The 17,836-nt window shown below is 40.3% G+C and carries 21 protein-coding genes and 1 pseudogene; 7 read left to right on the top strand and 15 right to left on the bottom strand.

Annotation, left to right across the window (positions count from 1 at the left end; translation table 11 throughout):
- Positions 1-24: 24 nt before the first annotated feature.
- The 4 genes from R2B77_RS04710 to R2B77_RS04695 all read right to left on the bottom strand — a co-directional run bounded on the left by R2B77_RS04710 (position 25) and on the right by R2B77_RS04695 (position 3,918).
- Complete coding sequence (locus R2B77_RS04710; RefSeq protein WP_203247366.1) at positions 25-1,149, bottom strand: cupin domain-containing protein; 1,125 nt, start codon at positions 1,147-1,149, stop codon at positions 25-27.
- Positions 1,150-1,199: 50 nt separating this feature from the next.
- Positions 1,200-1,691, bottom strand: coding sequence for a DinB family protein (locus R2B77_RS04705; RefSeq protein WP_203247365.1), 492 nt, complete (start codon positions 1,689-1,691; stop codon positions 1,200-1,202).
- A 1-nt stretch (position 1,692) separates the two neighbouring features.
- Entirely contained in the window at positions 1,693-2,640 is a 948-nt protein-coding gene (locus R2B77_RS04700; RefSeq protein ID WP_203247364.1) for a fumarylacetoacetate hydrolase family protein, read from the bottom strand.
- A 75-nt stretch (positions 2,641-2,715) separates the two neighbouring features.
- On the bottom strand, positions 2,716-3,918 hold the full coding sequence (locus R2B77_RS04695; RefSeq protein WP_203247363.1) for an FAD-dependent monooxygenase: 1,203 nt from the start codon (positions 3,916-3,918) through the stop codon (positions 2,716-2,718).
- A 244-nt stretch (positions 3,919-4,162) separates the two neighbouring features.
- Here R2B77_RS04695 and R2B77_RS04690 point away from each other — a divergent pair, with 244 nt between their 5' ends.
- Genes R2B77_RS04690 through R2B77_RS04680 form a run of 3 tightly spaced genes read left to right on the top strand, consistent with a single transcriptional unit; the run spans position 4,163 to position 6,235 of the window.
- A complete protein-coding gene (locus tag R2B77_RS04690) occupies positions 4,163-4,912 on the top strand; it encodes an IclR family transcriptional regulator (RefSeq protein WP_203247362.1) in 750 nt (249 codons plus the stop codon).
- Positions 4,913-4,936: 24 nt separating this feature from the next.
- On the top strand, positions 4,937-5,233 hold the full coding sequence (locus R2B77_RS04685; protein WP_203247361.1) for a DUF3219 family protein: 297 nt from the start codon (positions 4,937-4,939) through the stop codon (positions 5,231-5,233).
- Positions 5,234-5,239: 6 nt separating this feature from the next.
- A complete protein-coding gene (locus tag R2B77_RS04680) occupies positions 5,240-6,235 on the top strand; it encodes an LLM class flavin-dependent oxidoreductase (RefSeq protein ID WP_203247360.1) in 996 nt (331 codons plus the stop codon).
- Positions 6,236-6,303: 68 nt separating this feature from the next.
- Here R2B77_RS04680 and R2B77_RS04675 read toward each other — a convergent pair whose 3' ends face one another.
- The 3 genes from R2B77_RS04675 to R2B77_RS04665 all read right to left on the bottom strand — a co-directional run bounded on the left by R2B77_RS04675 (position 6,304) and on the right by R2B77_RS04665 (position 9,139).
- Positions 6,304-6,708 (bottom strand): GNAT family N-acetyltransferase, encoded by a 405-nt coding sequence (locus R2B77_RS04675; RefSeq protein WP_203247359.1) that lies wholly within the window; start codon positions 6,706-6,708, stop codon positions 6,304-6,306.
- Positions 6,709-6,845: 137 nt separating this feature from the next.
- A complete protein-coding gene (locus R2B77_RS04670) occupies positions 6,846-7,592 on the bottom strand; it encodes a class I SAM-dependent methyltransferase (RefSeq protein WP_203247358.1) in 747 nt (248 codons plus the stop codon).
- A gap of 203 nt (positions 7,593-7,795) precedes the next feature.
- Positions 7,796-9,139 carry a catalase gene (locus R2B77_RS04665; protein WP_212391475.1) on the bottom strand — a complete coding sequence of 448 codons (1,344 nt, stop codon included), beginning with the start codon at positions 9,137-9,139 and terminating at the stop codon, positions 7,796-7,798.
- Between the two features lie 198 nt (positions 9,140-9,337).
- On the opposite strand from R2B77_RS04665, the gene R2B77_RS04660 reads away from it, so the two are divergent.
- Complete coding sequence (locus R2B77_RS04660; protein ID WP_203247356.1) at positions 9,338-10,084, top strand: alpha/beta family hydrolase; 747 nt, start codon at positions 9,338-9,340, stop codon at positions 10,082-10,084.
- Between the two features lie 65 nt (positions 10,085-10,149).
- Here the strand turns inward: R2B77_RS04660 and R2B77_RS04655 are convergent, their stop codons facing one another.
- Positions 10,150-10,875, bottom strand: coding sequence for a hypothetical protein (locus R2B77_RS04655; protein ID WP_203247355.1), 726 nt, complete (start codon positions 10,873-10,875; stop codon positions 10,150-10,152).
- 343 nt (positions 10,876-11,218) lie between these two features.
- Here R2B77_RS04655 and R2B77_RS04650 point away from each other — a divergent pair, with 343 nt between their 5' ends.
- Entirely contained in the window at positions 11,219-11,644 is a 426-nt protein-coding gene (locus R2B77_RS04650) for a GatB/YqeY domain-containing protein (RefSeq protein ID WP_203247354.1), read from the top strand.
- A gap of 95 nt (positions 11,645-11,739) precedes the next feature.
- Here R2B77_RS04650 and R2B77_RS04645 read toward each other — a convergent pair whose 3' ends face one another.
- Both R2B77_RS04645 and R2B77_RS04640 read right to left on the bottom strand, forming a co-directional pair.
- Entirely contained in the window at positions 11,740-12,216 is a 477-nt protein-coding gene (locus R2B77_RS04645; RefSeq protein WP_203247353.1) for a cupin domain-containing protein, read from the bottom strand.
- 41 nt (positions 12,217-12,257) lie between these two features.
- A complete protein-coding gene (locus R2B77_RS04640; protein WP_203247352.1) occupies positions 12,258-13,289 on the bottom strand; it encodes a S66 family peptidase in 1,032 nt (343 codons plus the stop codon).
- A gap of 284 nt (positions 13,290-13,573) precedes the next feature.
- Between R2B77_RS04640 and R2B77_RS04635 the strand changes: the two are divergent.
- Positions 13,574-14,041, top strand: a pseudogene (locus tag R2B77_RS04635) (Gfo/Idh/MocA family protein); the annotation flags it as partial.
- 30 nt (positions 14,042-14,071) lie between these two features.
- Positions 14,072-14,359 (top strand): putative quinol monooxygenase, encoded by a 288-nt coding sequence (locus R2B77_RS04630; RefSeq protein WP_203247350.1) that lies wholly within the window; start codon positions 14,072-14,074, stop codon positions 14,357-14,359.
- Between the two features lie 79 nt (positions 14,360-14,438).
- Here the strand turns inward: R2B77_RS04630 and R2B77_RS04625 are convergent, their stop codons facing one another.
- The 5 genes from R2B77_RS04625 to R2B77_RS04605 form a co-directional block, all read right to left on the bottom strand.
- Positions 14,439-15,233 carry an EcsC family protein gene (locus R2B77_RS04625; protein ID WP_203247349.1) on the bottom strand — a complete coding sequence of 265 codons (795 nt, stop codon included), beginning with the start codon at positions 15,231-15,233 and terminating at the stop codon, positions 14,439-14,441.
- Between the two features lie 37 nt (positions 15,234-15,270).
- A complete protein-coding gene (locus R2B77_RS04620; protein ID WP_203247348.1) occupies positions 15,271-15,873 on the bottom strand; it encodes an RIO1 family regulatory kinase/ATPase domain-containing protein in 603 nt (200 codons plus the stop codon).
- A gap of 335 nt (positions 15,874-16,208) precedes the next feature.
- The gene (gene rpsN, locus R2B77_RS04615) at positions 16,209-16,478 is read right to left on the bottom strand and encodes a 30S ribosomal protein S14 (RefSeq protein ID WP_203247347.1); all 270 of its coding nucleotides are present in this window, start codon (positions 16,476-16,478) and stop codon (positions 16,209-16,211) included.
- A 55-nt stretch (positions 16,479-16,533) separates the two neighbouring features.
- Positions 16,534-16,683, bottom strand: coding sequence for a 50S ribosomal protein L33 (rpmG, locus tag R2B77_RS04610; protein ID WP_203247346.1), 150 nt, complete (start codon positions 16,681-16,683; stop codon positions 16,534-16,536).
- A 31-nt stretch (positions 16,684-16,714) separates the two neighbouring features.
- Complete coding sequence (locus R2B77_RS04605) at positions 16,715-17,818, bottom strand: GTP-binding protein (RefSeq protein WP_203247345.1); 1,104 nt, start codon at positions 17,816-17,818, stop codon at positions 16,715-16,717.
- Positions 17,819-17,836 lie beyond the last annotated feature (18 nt).

Here is a 17,836-nt window from a genome sequence, read left to right as displayed (position 1 = left end):
ATGGGGGAGTGATCACTCAATATTTCACCGGAATGCCGCCTTGAATTCTCCTGTTATATCTTGATACCCATTATTCGAGTCATAAACTTGCTCCTGTTCTAGTTCAAAGCGATCCATAATTGGCAGGTCATTCACAGAGAACAGATACGCATCTTCTGACGCCACATGTTCATGCCATGCCCAGTTTGGTACAACGAAATAATCGCCTTTCTTCCAATCAAAGCGTACGCCGTTAATAACCGTATAACCTGACCCTTTATGCGCATGATAGATAACTGAATGTGTATGACGATGTGCCTTTGTATGGAATCCTTTCGGAAGATGCTGCATCCGTGTTCCCATAGTCGGATTGGCTGATTTACCCGTCGATGGATTAATGTACTCAATTGCAAACCCTTCATAAGGATCCGGATCGAAATTCATAAGCCCCTTAATGGCATCCACAGTGCGATTCCATTTAAAGTTAGCTAAAGGAGCCACCGTATATTTGCCGTCACCTATTGGTCGGACCATACCACCTGAATAACGGAGTTCCGAGAAATTATCGGGAACATCAGGCTGCTGAAGTCCATCTGCATATGGCTCAAAGAAGGTTCCGCCGATCGAATAAATTGTCGGAATATCCAATGCGTCCATCCAGATCATCGGTTTCTCGCCAACGTGACCATGACCATGCCAAAGATTTTTCGGTGTCGTCAAGAAATCGCCTTCCTGCATGTAAATCCGCTCACCTTGAACAATCGTATACGCACCTTCGCCTTCCGATATAAAACGAAGAGCACTTTGCGTATGGCGATGTGAAGGAGCTTCCTCACCTGGCAGCAATAGCTGAACTGCCGCATATAATGTCTGCGTTGTAGACGCCCAGCCCCATGGCTGACGATATGTCAATCCAGGATTTTGAAAATAGATTGCACGTCGTTCCCCACCACGGTCGGGCGTGAAAATTTCGGCTGCCTCCATCAGCTTTTTATTCAATAACTCTCCGCTCCATAAATAAGCCTCCGCTTGTGGTTTCGGAGTTTTGTTCATAATTTCTGGAATTGCTTCCCAAAGTGGTCCGAGGTTGTACTGTTGGATATCTTTCGTAAAGTCCTTTACCGTATCACTGCTCATGAATTTTTTGACGTCTTCCCTCGCTTCTGCCATTCAAAACACATCCTTTTCTTTTGTCATGTATGTGATTGACCTCATCCGTTTCAATTGAGCTTACTGAGATTTCGTTGAATTTGACCATCATGTTTTTCTAAATGCTCTGCGATGAAGTGATCAATGATGAACGAGACCGGCTTGCTGCCAAACTTTTCAAAGTTTCGGTGAGGGTTTTCCTCATCTAGTTGGGCTTCGCTTACAGTCCCCAAACGATTCGCCACTTGCAGTTTATGCCCTTTCAACACCGTTATTTCTTCATTAACGTTCAATTCATCAGGACTAGCAACTGCTGCAAGCCGGTCGACATCTAGCAAACCACGTCCCCATTTCGATCCCGGTTGCGCAATGACACGCTCCACTTCGCCGAGCCAATAGGGAACTGCTTCATTCAAATGAGAAACAATTTGCAAGATAGACCATTCTTCTTCAGTTGGATTCCAACGAATAGTCTTTTCTGGTAGTTCTTCTACACTGCTCACAATTGCGTCAATGGAGTCATTGATCGTTTGAATTGATTTGTTAACCGCTGTTACTGTCAATTTAATTTCCTCCTTTTTGTTGGGATACTTTATTCTCAAGAACCCCCACTTTATCGATTTCAATTTTCACGACATCGCCATCTTTTAAAAATGAAGGCGGATTCATCGCAACACCTACGCCACCTGGTGTTCCCGTTAAAATGACATCACCTGGCTCGAGTGTTACAAGATTCGATAAGAAGGAGACGAGTTTCGGAACAGAGAAAACAAGATTTTCTGTATTGGTTTTTTGTCGCACTTCCCCATTAACCGTTAGCACTACGTCAAGACCCGAAGGATTCGTCAATTCATCTGATGTAATTAGCCAAGGGCCCATCGGTGCACTTCCATCAACCGTTTTCCCTTGCAACCACTGAAGCGTACGCCGCTGAATATCACGGTATGTCACATCATTGGTAATCGTGTAGCCTGCTACATAATCAAGCGCTTCCTCTTCGGAAACATTGCGTGCCTGCTTGCCAATGACAAATGTAAATTCTGCTTCGTAATCAAGCTGTTCTGAGATTGGATAAAACGGAATATCATCCTCAGGTCCAATAATTGTATTCGCAAATTTGGCAAATAATACCGGGTGCGATGGAATTTCACGCCCCATTTCCAATATATGCTCACGGTAGTTATGCCCAACACAAAATATCTTTCCGGGCTGCGTCAAAGGCGCTTCCACTTTTACATCGCTTTTATCGTAAACAAGCTTATGCTTGAAGCTATCTCGATGGTCTAATGCATAGTTAATCGCTGACTTGGCAATTTCTAAACTTTCCTTTCCACCTTGCAGGAAACCTTCCATTTTTGCAGGCACATACGCTTCTGCAATCGCTTCGTAGCGATATTTCCCTTCACTTTGAAGTTGTGCCTGGTAAGCATAATTTAAATCGACTACTTTCTCTCCATCGACAAGTGCACCAATTCGTGAAAAACCTGCACTTGTAAAAGTAATAAGTTTCATATGAATCTCCCTTTTTAAATCATTTTGATATTTTTTGTAATCATCTACCTGTAGCACTCAGCTAAAGTCTCTTCATTAATTCGTCACCTTACTTTTATTGTAACCATGGAATTTATCGATGAATGTAAAGTCCTGTGACGTCCGGCCTTCCATAATTGTATTGCGTAGCAGAATCGTTTCTAGCGTGACAGCGTGAATAATTTCGCCCCAAAGCCGAGCATTGTTTTGAACATAGGTTGTTCTTGGAATACGCTCTTCCTGGTATTTCTGAAATGCCGTCTCAATATCCTCATCGTACTTCTCAACCATATCGGCCAAATAGGCTGCATCTTCAAACGCTTGGCACGCGCCTTGAGCCAAATATTGAAGCATCGGATGGGCTGCATCACCCGTTAATGTAATACGTCCTTTTGTCCAATTTTCAATTGGCTCGCGATCATACATCGGCCATCTTTTTTGACGTTGAATGAACGAAAGGGCAGTTTGTACTAAGCCACATGTCCCTGCGAAAACACGGTCCATTTCTTCCGGCGTGCCCCATTCATCCGTAAATTGAATTTCCTTACGATAATCAGAACTTTTGAAGACAACGACCTGATTATATAGTTCACCGCGTCGTACAGGATATTGAACAAGGTGAAAATTCGGACCGATCCACATAAAGACATCATCAAGATTTTCCACTTCTTTCACATCTTCCATTGGGATTGCTCCACGATAGGCAACGTATTCAGAACAAACCGGTTGATCATCGACAAAGAGCTTACGAGCATTTGACCAAAGACCATCAGCTCCAATCGCCGCAGAACCTGTATGTACATCGCCATTAGCAGAAGTGACGGTGACTATGCCCTCTGTTTCCTCTGTCTGAACGATTGATTGATCAGTGATTAAATCGATGTAAGGGCTTACTTCACATGTATCATATAAAGCTTTATGAAGATCAGAACGATGCAATACGATGTAAGGAGCTCCGTATCTTTCTTTGTAGACATCTCCAAGTTCGAGTGCTGAAAGCTCTTTTCCCGTAAAAGCATCCATCAGGACTAGCCTTTTAGGAAAAACAGCGATCTCATTGATTTTGTCCATTACTCCCAAACGCTGTAAAACGTTTGTTGCATTTGCTGCAAGCTGGATTCCAGCCCCTATTTCCAAAAATTCTGGAGCTTGCTCCAATACCTTGACGTACTTCTTATTTTCCGCAAGTCCCAAGGCAGTCGCCAACCCGCCAATACCCCCGCCTATTACAATGATTGGATTATTTTTATCATTACTCATCGTTACAACCTCCTAAATAAGTATATTTTATGGTTTTGTTTTCTCGTATTTCCCAATAAGCTAGTAAAACGACTTCCACCAATTCCACTAATAGTGAACTAGGTTTACTATTAGTATACTTTACAGTATTCTGATAATTAAAGTCAATACTAAATTATTAGAAATTTTGTTAAACGGTGTTTTTTGAGTTTAGGATAACTTTTTTGCTATACTCAATAGAAGATCACAGAGGGAGAAGAGAAGTATGATAGAAATCACAAATAAAGGGACTACTATTCAATCGCTACAAATTGGAGTTGGGATCATTGATGTTATTGTGAATAACGGCAAGCCAATGAAATTCCCCGAGATACAAGAAAAAACAAAAATGACAAAAAGTAATTTGTATAAATACATGAACACATTGACGCAGCTTGATTTATTGACTCGAGAGAATTCAACGGGCTTGTACCATCTCGGTTCCAAGCTTATTCAATACGGAGCTACAGCCATCGGCAACCAAGATGTACTTGAACTTGTAACCCCTTATCTACAAGCTATCAGTCAGCACACGAATTGCTCTGTGTTGTTAGCTTCAGCCACAACGAACGGCCCCATTATTGCCAAAATTTGGAGCCCTGACCGGATATTGAACATTGGTGCACAAATCGGGACACTGCTACCACCTAACTCTTCTACTGGAAAGATTTTTAACGTATTTTATAACGGTCATATCACCGAAAATTGGCGGAAAACGGCGGAACCTACTCTAAAAGAGGGAGATAAAGAATTCCTTAGCATAAGAGAAGAAAAGATTGCTTTTACAAAGGAACCTTTGATTGCCTCTATCTCTTCAGTGTCATTTCCAATTCTGTCTTATAGTAGGGATCTCATTGGAATCATCACAGTTGTTGGATTCACGCAAGACATTCCAACCGCTATCGCTGACTCCGTAAGTCAATATCTATTAAAGATGCAAGAGGAACTATCTAAAACATTTGGCTACACCTCTTAAAACTACAAATAGGAGTGATTTTTATTGGCCGGTACAATAATTTTGAATGACAAAACCATTCATTTACATAGGTATGAAGAGGAAAAAGTAAATGGATACTATAAAGTTTCGGTTGATTTTAACGTAACAAGTGATGATTACCATGACATTACATCTCTACTGTACAATGGAACTTTTGACGTGAAGGTTCCTGAGAGAAACCTAGCATTTAGAGGAACCATTCATAATTATTCTACTTCCGTTACTAATTTGTATGTAAAAGATCAAATCGGACAGTTTAAATTGACTTTGATGGAAATGAGTCATCAAGAAAAGGACTGAGGTGTAATGAGGTTAAGCATATTAGATCAATCCCCGATTTCTTCCAATCAGACCGCCTTTGACGCGTTGAATGGTTCGTTGAAGTTAGCACAAGCTGGGGAAGCACTAGGATATACAAGATACTGGATTGCCGAACACCATGATTTACCTGGACTCGCATGCTCTGCGCCTGAAGTGATGTTAAGCTATATCGGAGCCAACACGAATCGAATTCGGATTGGTGCCGGGGCTGTTTTATTGCCACATTATCGGCCCTATAAAGTGGCAGAAGTATTTAATATGCTCGCAACATTATTTCCAAATCGAATTGATCTTGGAATAGGAAGAGCACCAGGTGGATCGGCTGAAGCGACGAATGCTTTGTCTGAAAACTTTTTGCAAAAGGTTTGGGATTTACCTACGTTAGTGAACGAATTGCTCCATTTTTTAAATGGTGATTTTCCAACGGATCATGAGTATTCAAAAATTTCCGCATCTCCAATACCTGAAAACCCGCCTATTCCTTGGCTTCTCGGCACAAGCAAAAAAAGCGCCTTACTTGCCGCAGAAAATGGGTTGCCCTATACTTTTGGTCATTTTATGAGCGACAATGATGGACCAGCTATCGTCAAGGAATATATGGATGCCTTTAAGCCGCGAACAGAACAACAAACGCCACAAGTCATCGTAACTATTTCGGCTATTTGTGGAGAAACAACGGAACAAGCAGAAGAAATCGCACTAAGCTTCCTCATCTGGTCTTTGCAAAAAGCAAAAGGGGAAGGACATCAAGGCATTCCTTCTATTAAGGAAGCCAAACACTATAAGCTAACTGATAAAGAAATGGAATCGTTAAAAGCAATGAAACAGAACATGATTATCGGCAATCCTCTTGAAGTGAGACAGAAGTTGTTTGAGTTACAAACTAACTATCGAGCAGACGAAATCATGATGAACACAATCACATACTCTCTCGAAGATCGAATTCAATCCTATAAATTAATTGCGGAAGAAGTATTTTAAAGGGTGACGCTATGAATTAAAAAACGCTTGCATAAACTCGCAAGCGTTTTTGGCTTATAGCTGTCTTTTCAACTTCCGGATTGCCTATTATAGTTCCGCAAAATCATACCATTTGTCTGCATCATGCCGATTTTATCATAATAAGGAACTAGGTCATCATCACAACATAAATCAATCATGTATATGTCATCCAGTTCTTTCAACATCCGATGTACTAATTCCTTACCAATCCCTTTATTTTTGTATGCCGGTAAAACTTCAAGTAATGGAATGTAGGCGGATAAAACTCCATCACTGATCGCTGTAATGAATCCGACTACTTGATTGGACATGCGATCCATAGCAATAATCACTTTACTGCTGTTCTTTAACAGTTTTAAGTGCGTTTCTGGATTTGGCGGATTGGGCCAATCGACAAAAAATCCTTTTAGCATATCAGCAGAAATTCCATCGAGTTCGTTTTTGTATATCATACTGCATCAGCTCCTAAATTATAGTAACTTATTAGAGAGATGATACCTATCAAAAGTAAAATAACAAAAATATAACCCCCAAGCATTCGGCGACTAGCACCATGAATCATTCATTCCACAATCCGTAGAGTCCATTCCTAACATTTTTTACACTTTATAATTAACGTTGTCGGCATCATCTTCGCTTTTTCATAGGAATACCAGCTATTCGTATGCTTTTTCCTATCTTCCTCAGACAAAGAAACTTCCTCTATAACTTTCTCAATTTGGAATCCACATTCGATTAATGTATTGATATATGTACTAATTTTGTACTGCTGCATGATGGCAGGAGCATGCCAGGCATCATGATCATAAGAACCTTCTTCATGATAGGATTTATGGAAACGAAGCTCGTTCTCTGCTAGCTCAGCCCGACTGAATAACGGATGTTCCCAACTGAAGACGAAAATACCGCCTGGTTTCAAATATTGGTGGATGTTACTGATTGTTTGATGAAGATCAGTCGTCCAGCCTAACGCATAAACCGAGTAGACAATGTCAAAATAATCATTGGGCAAACCTGGATTTTTCTCCATTGGAGATTCAAATAAATGGACAGGTGATTTGCATGAATCCAGTAGCTTTTTCGCTGTTTCAATCTGCGTCTTCGAAAGATCCACTCCACAAAGCTCCCCAGCACGCCGTTGGTCCATGTATTGCAATGAATGGCCGCTACCACAACCGATATCCAACACTTTTGCGCCTGTCACATCACCCAATAAATTCAATTCTTCTTCTCCAGGAGCAAGCGGTCCATACTCGGGAAGAGGATTGCGTCCGAAAAATCGAGGTGCGACCTCATCCCAACTTTTTTTGTTAACTATCAATGCATTAGCGTTCATGCCCAAAACCTCCTAGACCTTTATAAGAATATACATTCGACAAACGTGTGTCCGTTTCCTTTTATTTCCCCAAAAGAAAATAGCCCTCAATACCAATCGGTTGAGCAGCTATTTCTAATTGACACTTTTATAATAAACATTGGCTCACTTCTTTGTACTAAAAGATATTTTATCCAAAAACACAGCCCTTCCAGGTTATAGAGTTAGCTCTTCGTTTGCATGTCAATTTCTCGGACAATCCGTTCCCACAATTCCGGCGACGCATTATACAAATATGTCAAAACAATGCGTTGCGTTTCACGGGATATGCCGGCGAGATCAGCAGCAAGATTACTGACTAGATGGTCTTGCTGCATAGCGGGAAGACCATTATAAAATTGCCCAGCCTGCGTAAAATCATCCTGTTTAGGCAAAACAGATCGTACAAGCTGCCCCTCCACATATCTCCCATCTCCGCTTGTTACAAGAGAGTCTGGCGACCAGTCTTGCTGATGATTGATTGGTATTTTGCGGAAATTTGGTCCCAGCCGTCGACGCTGAGAATCCCAGTAAATATTGGCACGCCCCTGCAGCATTTTGTCATCTGATAATTCGACTCCATCCAAAAGATTAGACGGTGAAAACGCCACTTTCTCCACTTGTTCCATATAATTATCTGGGTTTCGGTTCAACATCAGGCGGCCAACTGGTAGAAGGGGATACTGCCGTTCATCCCAAACCTTTGTATCATCCAATGGATCATAGGAAAGTGTGGCTTCGTCCTCTGGATTCATCAGCTGTACATAAAGCCCATAGACAACAGGTTTTTCCTTTGCTAGAGCATCATGCAAATCCTGACCCGCAATATCTGGATTCTCACCGTTCCATCGGGCAGCTTCTTGACTGTCTATATACTGCACTCCAGCTTCAGGTATCCAGTGATATTTAACATAACTGCGAACGCCCTGCGCATTCCGCCAAACATAAGTATTCACACTATGTCCCGGCATATGGCGAAAACTTTTCACTGTTCCGGCATCCGAGTAAAGCCGAACAACAAAATGAGTGGCTTCTGGCGCTCTCGCTATGAAGCTCCAGAACCGTTCGGGATCCATTAAGTTATTTACCGGAGAAGGCAATAAAGCCTGAATCGCCGCCGGAAAGCGCATGGCGTCCCGTACTAAAAAAACTGGGATATGGTTGCAAACCATATCAAAAACGCCCTCTTCAGTATAAAACTTAGTCGAAAATCCTCGCACATTTCGAGAGGTATCCGGAGTTCCTTTATTGCTGACAGCAAGTGAAAACCTTACCGTGACAGGTACCTGTTGACCGGAATTTTGTAAAAAGCTAAGCTTTGTATGTTCTGTCATAGAATACGCAGTCTCAAAGTAACCAAAAGCACCAAAACCTTTCACATGCACGGGTCTTTCTAAAATTTTTGAATGGACAAAGGTCTCCAATGTCTCATGCAAAATACTATCCTGCTCCAATACGGGCCCTCTTTCGCCTACAGTCTGTGAATGCAGTTCCTTAGAGCCTGATTCGCCTTCAGCGTTTTCTCTCATCACGATTCCTGCCTCCTGTACCCACTAGTTAATTCGCTAAGATACAGTATTATTTATGTCAGGTTTCATCCAATTATGAATTCGAATAGCTATCCAATCATCATTTGTTGCTTTTCACATGCGGCTCTTTTATACTTTTAACCACTAACGGAAGGGGTCCAACTTGCATACATTATTCAAGATTGGAGATGATAGTAAATGACACAAATGAAATCTTTGAAGGTTAAAATTTTTACTCTAATCGCTATTTTTTTAATCCTATTAGCAGTGGCATTTTTTGTGTATGTCAGCTCATACTATCAGGCTAGTTCGTTAGCTTTGGATAGTTTGAAATCCGACTCCCTAGTTACAGTTGAAGAAAACGGGGATATTCTATTTGAACCCATTTCTAATGCTAAAAATACAGGGTTTATTTTTTATCCAGGAGCAAAGGTAGAGCCCCCTGCATATGCCACTTTAGCAAAAGAAATCGCCTCTAATGGCTATACTGTTATTATTGCTAAAATGAACTTTAACTTAGCTATTTTATCTCCTAATCGTGCAGACCGTATAATAGAAAATCATAAAGATATTGATGCTTGGGTGATAGGCGGGCATTCTTTAGGGGGAGTTATGGCGGCGGATTATGCACTTGAAAATAAAGAAATAAAAGGGTTAGTGTTATTAGCATCCTATCCCCAAAGTAAAACAGATCTAAGCAATACATCAATAAACGTCTTATCATTATGGGGCAGCAATGATCGAGTTGCAGATGTAAGCAAAGTAAACGAGGCTAAAAATGTGATGCCAAGTGATGCAAAATTTATAGAAATAACAGGTGGAAATCACGGAGGTTTTGGAGATTATGGTCACCAAAAAGGTGATGGTAAATCTTCGTTAACAAATAAACAGCAGATAATGGAAACATCAAAATATATTATAGAAACTTTAGATAGCTTAAATTAGAACTGATTAACCAAAAAGGTGCCAATCTCTCAAACAAACAAGAGACTGGCACCTTAATACTTTATCTAGTTCTCAAGCGATTCTCTTACTAACTCTTCCCTTTCTTCCTCAGCAGAAACATCCTCATTCATTTCGGTAGAAGATTCTTTCGCTTTTCTAATTTGGTTGTTCATTTCGCTATCGAGGCTCCGCATACGCCCCGCAAGTTCTTCAATTTTCTTTGCCTTACTCTCCATAAATGTCCCGCGTCCCAAGTCATTTTCCATTTCTGTTTTGAGGCGACGATGCGCATTTTCGATAGGTACTTTCACTTGTTTTAATGCGCTAATTTGGTCAAGGGATTGGACTGATTGAAGAAGGGATGTCAATTGGACAGCTTCAGATTTCTCTTGTGTTTTGGCAGCAGCTTGTTGCTTTTCTTCTTGTTCACGCTGTTCTCTCTCGCGTTTTTGTGCTTCTATTGCTGCCATTTGTCCTTCGATTTCAGCAATTTGTTCGTCGAATGCTCCCAGCTGCTCCTTAATCGTAGAAAGTTCTTCTCCAGCTTCCAATGTACGTTCTACCAAATTACTTTTCGCCTCTTGAACTTTTTGGCGTTTTTCCAATAAGCTTTCAATCATGTTGGCAGACCTTTCCCGCCAATTCCCTAGCCGCGCTCGTGCTTCATCACTAATGATAATAGAATCTCTCTTGCCAGATTTCTCTGCGTTTTCATCATTCGCTTTATGACTGGTATGTGGTGAAAAAGTTTTTGTGACCAGACTTACTTTTAATCCACTAAACACTTTCATTTCCCAACACCGTCCTTTTCAACTTCTTACTTCTCTATATCGACATATATTGGGTTTTATTAAATGAAATATGATTTGAATAAATCATATTTAAAGTTACAAGATTTTGATAGAATTATTTATAAAGGTACCAAAGTGTTCGAGGCGTGACAGCGTCATCAAAACCATTCATTATCATATTGATGATATTTGTAACAAATGATTTCATTCTTTTTTCAAAGTATATATGTAAGACAAAACAGCAAATAAGTTCCGATATTCAAATAGCTGTCCAATCACCATTTGTTGCTTTTCACATGCAGCTCTTTTATACTTTTAACCACTAGTGGGAGGAGATGCAAAAATGTTAAAGACAACTGTATTCGAACATTTAAAGAATGCTATGAGAGAAAAAGATGTGCTCTCCAAAGGCGTACTAACATTATTGAAAGCAGGACTGGATAGCGCAGAAAAGGAAAAAGGAGCAGCTCTTTCAACTGAAGAGGAAGTTGCCATCGTCAATCGTGAAATCAAACAGACTCACCAAGCATTAGAAGGCGCACAAACAGCACAGCGTGAAGACTTAATTGCACAAGAGGAAGCTAAGTTGGTTCTTCTTAAAAAGTTCTTGCCTGCACAACTTAGTGAGGAAGAAATTGTAACGATGTTGACGGAGGCAGGAGTTACCAAAGGTATGAACATGGGTGACGCTATGAAAATTGCAAAACCATTGCTCGCTGGGAAAACAGATGGCGGAACGATGTCGAAAGTTGTGAAAAGTTTAATCTGATTTTGGTGTGGGGTTTCTGTGCGACTTAATGGTTTCTCGCACAGGAGCCCCATATTATTTGTAAATCGATAATCACTTCAATCGTCCAACCTACATCAAGTCAGCTTCCTAATAATCTCACCAAAACCCGGATACTCTGACAATAGTGTCTCCTGTGAAAACAATTCAAAATCTAAGAAATCAAACCCCGGCGACACCATACAGCCAACCACAGAAAATGTATGGCCATCCTTTACGGAGGATCCAAAAATAGTATGCTTCGGTACAACAAACTGCGGAACCTCACCATTTGCAACATCTATTCCTAGTGCTACCTCTCGATACTCTCCATCTGGCGTAATCATATGAATCGTTAAAGAACTACCTGCATGGAAGTACCACAGTTCATCCGATTGAAGACGATGAAAATGTGACACCTCTCCAGAGCGCAGTAAAAAATAAATACTCGTATAAAGAGGACGTTTTCCTTGCTCACATTCCACCAACATATCTGATCGATAGGTTGATGCATAATGCCCGCCTTCTGGGTGCGGCGTAAGTTCTAGCTGATCAATCCACTTTTGTGCTTCCATACAGCATCCCTCCTATACTAATTCCCGGTCACCTAAAAAGATTATTCCACGCCACTTTCTAAAATAGAAAATGTAGCATCTTCACAATTTATTTCAGCCATTGCTCCATACGGCAGTACAAACTTAGGCTCTGTATGACCAAAATTCAAGTTATACAGGATAGGTAGCGAAGTCAGCTCCAATTCCTTCATAATCTTCACGATAGACTCTTTGTATTCCTCATAGTATTGCTCCTTTAAGGGTTTTCCGAATACAATACCTTTTGCCCTTTGTAAAATGCCCTGCGAGCCATAGTTTCTCAGCCAATATTCAATTTGAGCTGGCTCGGGTGTCTCTTCGGATGTTTCAAAAAATAAGATACTGTCTTCCCAGTACGCTTCGCTCGGCCACAGTGATGTTCCTTTCGCAAACTCCAGCACTTCTATACATCCTCCGATTAATCTACCCTGAACAACTCCCGTTCCTTGCAGTAGCTCATACCCCTTATTCGGATTCATCGTTCTTTGCCTATTTTTGTTTTCAATAATCCATTCTACACGCTCACTCGTCCACTCTGTAGCTGGCTTTACTTCACCTATTGCTTCATTTGCAAATAGAGCTTTTTTCAACGCTTCTACTGTATACACATGCATCTCCACATTTTCAGCGAAATCTACCATAATCGATGGTCCATAAAAAGATGTAATTCCTGCTTTATGGCAAAACAAATGCGTGATTGTTGAGTCCGAATAGCCGATAAATATTTTAGGGTTATCTCGAATCACATCAAAATCAATATACGGTAACAGACGAATGCTCTCGCTTCCTCCAATATTTGAAATGATTCCTTTAATCGAAGGGTCCTTGAATGCATTCATCAAATCTTCGGCACGTGCTTTCGGATTGTCGTATAAATAATCGGAGCCTTTTAAACTATTTGACATTGCAACAACTTCCAAATGAAAAACGGTTCTGAGCCTTTCTACTCCTTGCTCATAGCGCCATTTTAATTCCGGTTCCCCTGCTCCACCCCAAGATAAACTAATCGTCGCTACTTTATCTCCGGCTCTTAGCATTTTTGGTTTTATTAACATCGTAAAGCCCTCCTCATCTTTTACTCAAAGAGTTCAACCAATCCTATTATAATATATAAAGGCAATTCTTAACATTGCATTATTGCTACTTGAATTACAAAGAACCCACTAATTTGCAGCTCATTCAAAAAAGCTGTTCAATCTATGAAATATCCATTAGAAAGAATATTCCCTCCAATGATACAATTAAGTGTGAACATAGATTTTATTACGAAGGTTAAGGACAATAAGTAAAGTACTAGAAAATAATAAATGGGGTGGAATCTATGAGTTTGATTAAGGTTGGCGTCTACACAAAAAATGTATTGGAAATGAATGATGCAGCCAAAGCAAGTGGAAAATTGTTCGGTATCATGTATAACCAAAGAGCAAATCCCCTTTATCAAAAATTACGGGACCTTATTCATTCAGGTGAAGTGGGTGCCATTAAACGGACTAATTGGATTGTAACTGACACCTACCGTCCACAAAGTTATTACGATTCCAGTAAATGGAGAGCCACGTGGAAAGGTGAAGGCGGTGGTGTCTTAATCAATCAGGCACTTCACCAACTAGATATTTGGCAGTGGACAACTGGGTATATGCCAAAGAGTGTTCGTGCCGTGTGTAGTTTTGGAAAGTATCATGATATTGAAGTTGATGTAACCGCATATGTGGAATACGAAAATGGGGCGACGGGCGTATTTATTACTTCAACCGGTGAGAAAAAACATGTAACGAACACTACATTAGATGTCACTGGAACCCATTAAACATGATTTAAAAAGAAGGAGCTAATTTAAATGATTAAAGTTGTAGCTAAAGCCAAACTAAAACCAAGTGTAAAGGTTGAAGACTATTTACGAATTGCTAGGGAAGTTATTTCAGAAACCCGCAAAGAAAAAGGGTGTATCACGTATACACTTCACGAGGATATCAATGACCCGACTATCCTGACGATGCTCGAAGAATGGGAGAATGAAGGGGCGCTACATCAACATAATAAAAGTGAACATGTTTTAAAAATTGTTCCAGAGCTTAGAAAACTTCGAGAAAGTACAGAAATCAATCTGTATCGAGAACTAAAGTAATTTTCATTAGAGTCGAGTACCAGCGTTCCAAAATCAATTCAGAAATTCACAAGAACCTGGTACTCCTCGCTAAGAAACTTCACATTAAGCTCAGCTTTTCAATAATTCTTCTTTTTCGATAAAGCATTTTCCCTGCTTCAGCAATATCATTTACAGCGGAGCGATTAATGAATGCACCGAACACGAGACCTGCAATCGGAATCATCTGAAAAAACTTTTTCCAACCAAGTTGATCCCGATAGGAAAAAAAGACTTCACGCCAGCCCTGTAGCTCAGAAAGCATCTCACGCTTAGAAGCATCATCAGGTGAATCAAATCGGGACAATTGGGTCAAGATAGCCTGTTTACCTACAATGTCGGCTGAAACATACTGCAAGCATTTTATGATAAACAATCGTTCCTCTTTCTGATTCGGGTCATAGCCATAACAAATCGCAATGTCTTGTAATGTTTTTAATTGCAAACTAAGCAATAACGGAATGTCGATTGTTAATGTGAAAACACCGCCAATACCTGTACTTGCTCCCTGTAGCGTTGCAAGTTTTTTGCGATTACCAGTTATTTGTTCAACAGCGGCATCCATAGTAAAAATTTGGAGCTTTTCAACATTTTCTAACGTACTCACATCCAAGTCAGGGTAATAAGAAGAAATTTTAGAGACGGAGCTTAAATAACTCCCCCCTGTTTGAATGTACTGGCCAAGCTCGTCCAGAAGTATACCGATTTTACGCTGAATGAAATCAGGCGTCCATTTATCAATTATTTTAAACGGTAAGCGCCCCAGCTTTTCCCAAAACCATAAATCACTCTGATCTTTTTCCCATTCCTCTACTTTTTTAAGCTCTTCCATGAGCTGTTCTTTAGAATCAATCACCGTTCTTTCCCCCTCTTTCTCAAATGAGTAAGTTATCCTAATAAAATCGGATCCATCCTTTTTTATAAAGACTAGCAATGATATTCAGGAATGGAGCCGGAATCTTCTTTGGAAATAAACGTCTGCAGTAAAATTTTTCGTAAGCCTTTTTTAAATCTTGCCACTGCCTACAATGCTTCGTTTGTCTAAAGCGGGCAACGTCAATTATTTTTACCTCATCGATAAAAGTAATTAAAATATTACGCAAGTGAATATCAGATGGATTTAGGCCCCTTGACGCTGCTAAGGATAGGGCATCATCGATTTTTTGAATATGTTCAGTCGTTACAGTTTTCCCAAGAGACAAGCATTCAAAAAGTGTATGGCCCTCAATATAATCCATCACGACATAATTCGATCTTGAATCATAGACAGTTGGATAATAAGTAAGGCCTTGAAGCTTTTTATAAATTTCAGTTTCCTCTTTGGCAAGGTATTCAAAAGCAGGGAAATATACTTTCATTGCACTCATTGTGGATTTTATTCTAAACACAAATGCACTTCTTCCTGTTCCAACATGCTCTAACGAATCATCAAAGCTAATTAAGCGATTTTTCTCGTTTATCGTAACTGTTTTTGCAAGCGCTTGATAGGTTTGCAAAGTTTGGCCTCCAATAATTTCAAAATGACAAAGGTAATATGTCCAATTCCTGGTCATATCCTCTCTAAAAAAACAAAAGACCTCACCAAATAATCGGTAAGATCTCGCAAACAACTGTCGTTGCCAACAAAGCCGGGGATTGCAATCCCGTAATGACGACTTTGCTGTATAGCTACTCCTCTTAAAGGAAGTTGAATATTTTTTTGTATGCTTATTGTAAGTGCTACCGTAATTGGAGTCAATTCAATAGCCTTGTGATTCATGACATTCAAATATGGACACGCCTGTTGATTAGCTAAGAATAACTAGTAAATCACATAATCAAACACTAGGTACTACCAACTCGCTTTTGTAATGCCCGGGATTTGACCTTTATGTGCAAGCTCTCGGAAGGCAATACGTGACGTGCCAAATTTCCGCATAAACCCTCTTGGTCTTCCAGTCAGTTTGCAACGGTTTTTCAACCTTGTTGGGGAGGAATTCTTGGGCAGCTTATTTAAAGCTTCATAGTCACCTTTTTCCTTCAGTTCTTTACGAAATGCCGCGTAATGAGCAACTAACTGCCTTTGTCTTTCATCCTTCGCTACTTTTGATTTTTTCGCCATTTTATCCCCACCCTTAATCAGTAATCATTCCGATTTAAAAAACACGAAAAAATTTTCACTTCGTTTCTCTATGAAGTGTAATTTTTCTCAAGCGTGGGCAGTATTTCTTTAATTCAATCCGCTCTGGATTGTTACGTTTGTTTTTTGTCGTAATATAATTACGATCTCCTGTTTCTGTACAGACCAATATAATATTTATCCTCATATTAAACTCCTCCAACAGATTATTTTCCAGCTTAAAAAACAGGCAATGGGTCTACAAAATTGGTCCAATCTTGTGTTAATTCTTCTTCTGTAAGTAAGCAATTCTCCAGGCCTTCCGTAATTTCCGGCTGATTCATGCTAATACCAATTAAGACTAATTCATTCATCTTTTCACCGGAATCTGCGTCCCAAAATCCAGCACTTTCAATACTTAAAGATGGACCCGCTTGGGAAATTAAAACCGCGATATCATTGCGAGTAGCCAACCAAAGAAATCCTTTTGCACGAACAATTTCAACCGGCCATTCTAAAAGCCAATTTTTTAAGCGCCCCGGATGAAATGGTTTTTGGCTCCGGTAAACAAACGATGCGATTCCATACTCTTCCGTCTCCGGAACATGCTCTTCATTCAGCTCTTTGATCCATCCAGCGCTGTAGCTAGACGTCTCAAAATCAAACAATCCTGTGTCAAGCACTTCACTCAGTGCCAGTTGGGATTGCACCGTTTCGATGACCTTTGCATCGGGGTTTAACGCGTGAAGAACCCCTTTCAGCTCGCCCACCTTTTCCTGTGGAATTAAATCTGTCTTGTTCAACAACAGCACATTGGCAAATTCAATCTGATCGACAAGCAAATCAGCAATCTCTCGTTCATCAACTTCCGTAACAGCCTCTCGTCTGTCAAGCAAAGTTTCACCCGATGTAAAATCTCGCCAAAAGGCATTGGCGTCCACAACGGTAACCATTGTATCCAGTCTGCAAATCTTCGACAAATCGATACCAAGTGTTTCGTCTATATAAGTAAATGTCTGCGCTACCGGAATCGGCTCACTAATTCCCGAAGATTCGATAACGATGTAGTCGATATCTCCAAGAGTCGCCAGCTTTTCTACTTCGAGAACTAAATCCTCTCGAAGCGTGCAGCAAATACAACCATTTTGTAACTCCACGAGCTTTTCTTCCGTGCGTGAAAAGCCACCCTGTTTAATCAAAGAAGCATCGATATTCACTTCACTCATATCATTAACAATGACAGCAACTTTCAGTTCATCTCGATTGTGTAGTATATGATTCAATAAGGTTGTCTTTCCCGCACCTAAGTATCCACTTAAGACAGTGACCGGTATCTTTTTCATTATTTCCTCACCCTTCTT

This window comes from Sporosarcina beigongshangi (assembly GCF_033485195.1).
In the GTDB taxonomy this organism is placed as follows: Bacteria; Bacillota; Bacilli; order Bacillales_A; family Planococcaceae; genus Sporosarcina; species Sporosarcina beigongshangi.
Note: the sequence above shows the minus strand (reverse complement) of the source record. Positions and strands in the feature narration are given on the sequence as shown.

Coding starts and splice junctions, on each gene's coding strand:
- R2B77_RS04690 (WP_203247362.1), top strand. CDS start 4,163: ATGATAGAAATCACAAATAAAGGGACTACTATTCAATCGCTACAAATT.
- R2B77_RS04605 (WP_203247345.1), bottom strand. CDS start 17,818: ATGAAAAAGATACCGGTCACTGTCTTAAGTGGATACTTAGGTGCGGGA.
- R2B77_RS04645 (WP_203247353.1), bottom strand. CDS start 12,216: ATGGAAGCACAAAAGTGGATTGATCAGCTAGAACTTACGCCGCACCCA.
- R2B77_RS04700 (WP_203247364.1), bottom strand. CDS start 2,640: ATGAAACTTATTACTTTTACAAGTGCAGGTTTTTCACGAATTGGTGCA.
- R2B77_RS04660 (WP_203247356.1), top strand. CDS start 9,338: ATGACACAAATGAAATCTTTGAAGGTTAAAATTTTTACTCTAATCGCT.
- R2B77_RS04640 (WP_203247352.1), bottom strand. CDS start 13,289: ATGTTAATAAAACCAAAAATGCTAAGAGCCGGAGATAAAGTAGCGACG.
- R2B77_RS04665 (WP_212391475.1), bottom strand. CDS start 9,139: ATGAGAGAAAACGCTGAAGGCGAATCAGGCTCTAAGGAACTGCATTCA.
- R2B77_RS04670 (WP_203247358.1), bottom strand. CDS start 7,592: ATGAACGCTAATGCATTGATAGTTAACAAAAAAAGTTGGGATGAGGTC.
- R2B77_RS04710 (WP_203247366.1), bottom strand. CDS start 1,149: ATGGCAGAAGCGAGGGAAGACGTCAAAAAATTCATGAGCAGTGATACG.
- R2B77_RS04680 (WP_203247360.1), top strand. CDS start 5,240: ATGAGGTTAAGCATATTAGATCAATCCCCGATTTCTTCCAATCAGACC.
- rpmG (WP_203247346.1), bottom strand. CDS start 16,683: ATGAGGATAAATATTATATTGGTCTGTACAGAAACAGGAGATCGTAAT.
- R2B77_RS04630 (WP_203247350.1), top strand. CDS start 14,072: ATGATTAAAGTTGTAGCTAAAGCCAAACTAAAACCAAGTGTAAAGGTT.
- R2B77_RS04655 (WP_203247355.1), bottom strand. CDS start 10,875: ATGAAAGTGTTTAGTGGATTAAAAGTAAGTCTGGTCACAAAAACTTTT.
- rpsN (WP_203247347.1), bottom strand. CDS start 16,478: ATGGCGAAAAAATCAAAAGTAGCGAAGGATGAAAGACAAAGGCAGTTA.
- R2B77_RS04675 (WP_203247359.1), bottom strand. CDS start 6,708: ATGATATACAAAAACGAACTCGATGGAATTTCTGCTGATATGCTAAAA.
- R2B77_RS04695 (WP_203247363.1), bottom strand. CDS start 3,918: ATGAGTAATGATAAAAATAATCCAATCATTGTAATAGGCGGGGGTATT.
- R2B77_RS04650 (WP_203247354.1), top strand. CDS start 11,219: ATGTTAAAGACAACTGTATTCGAACATTTAAAGAATGCTATGAGAGAA.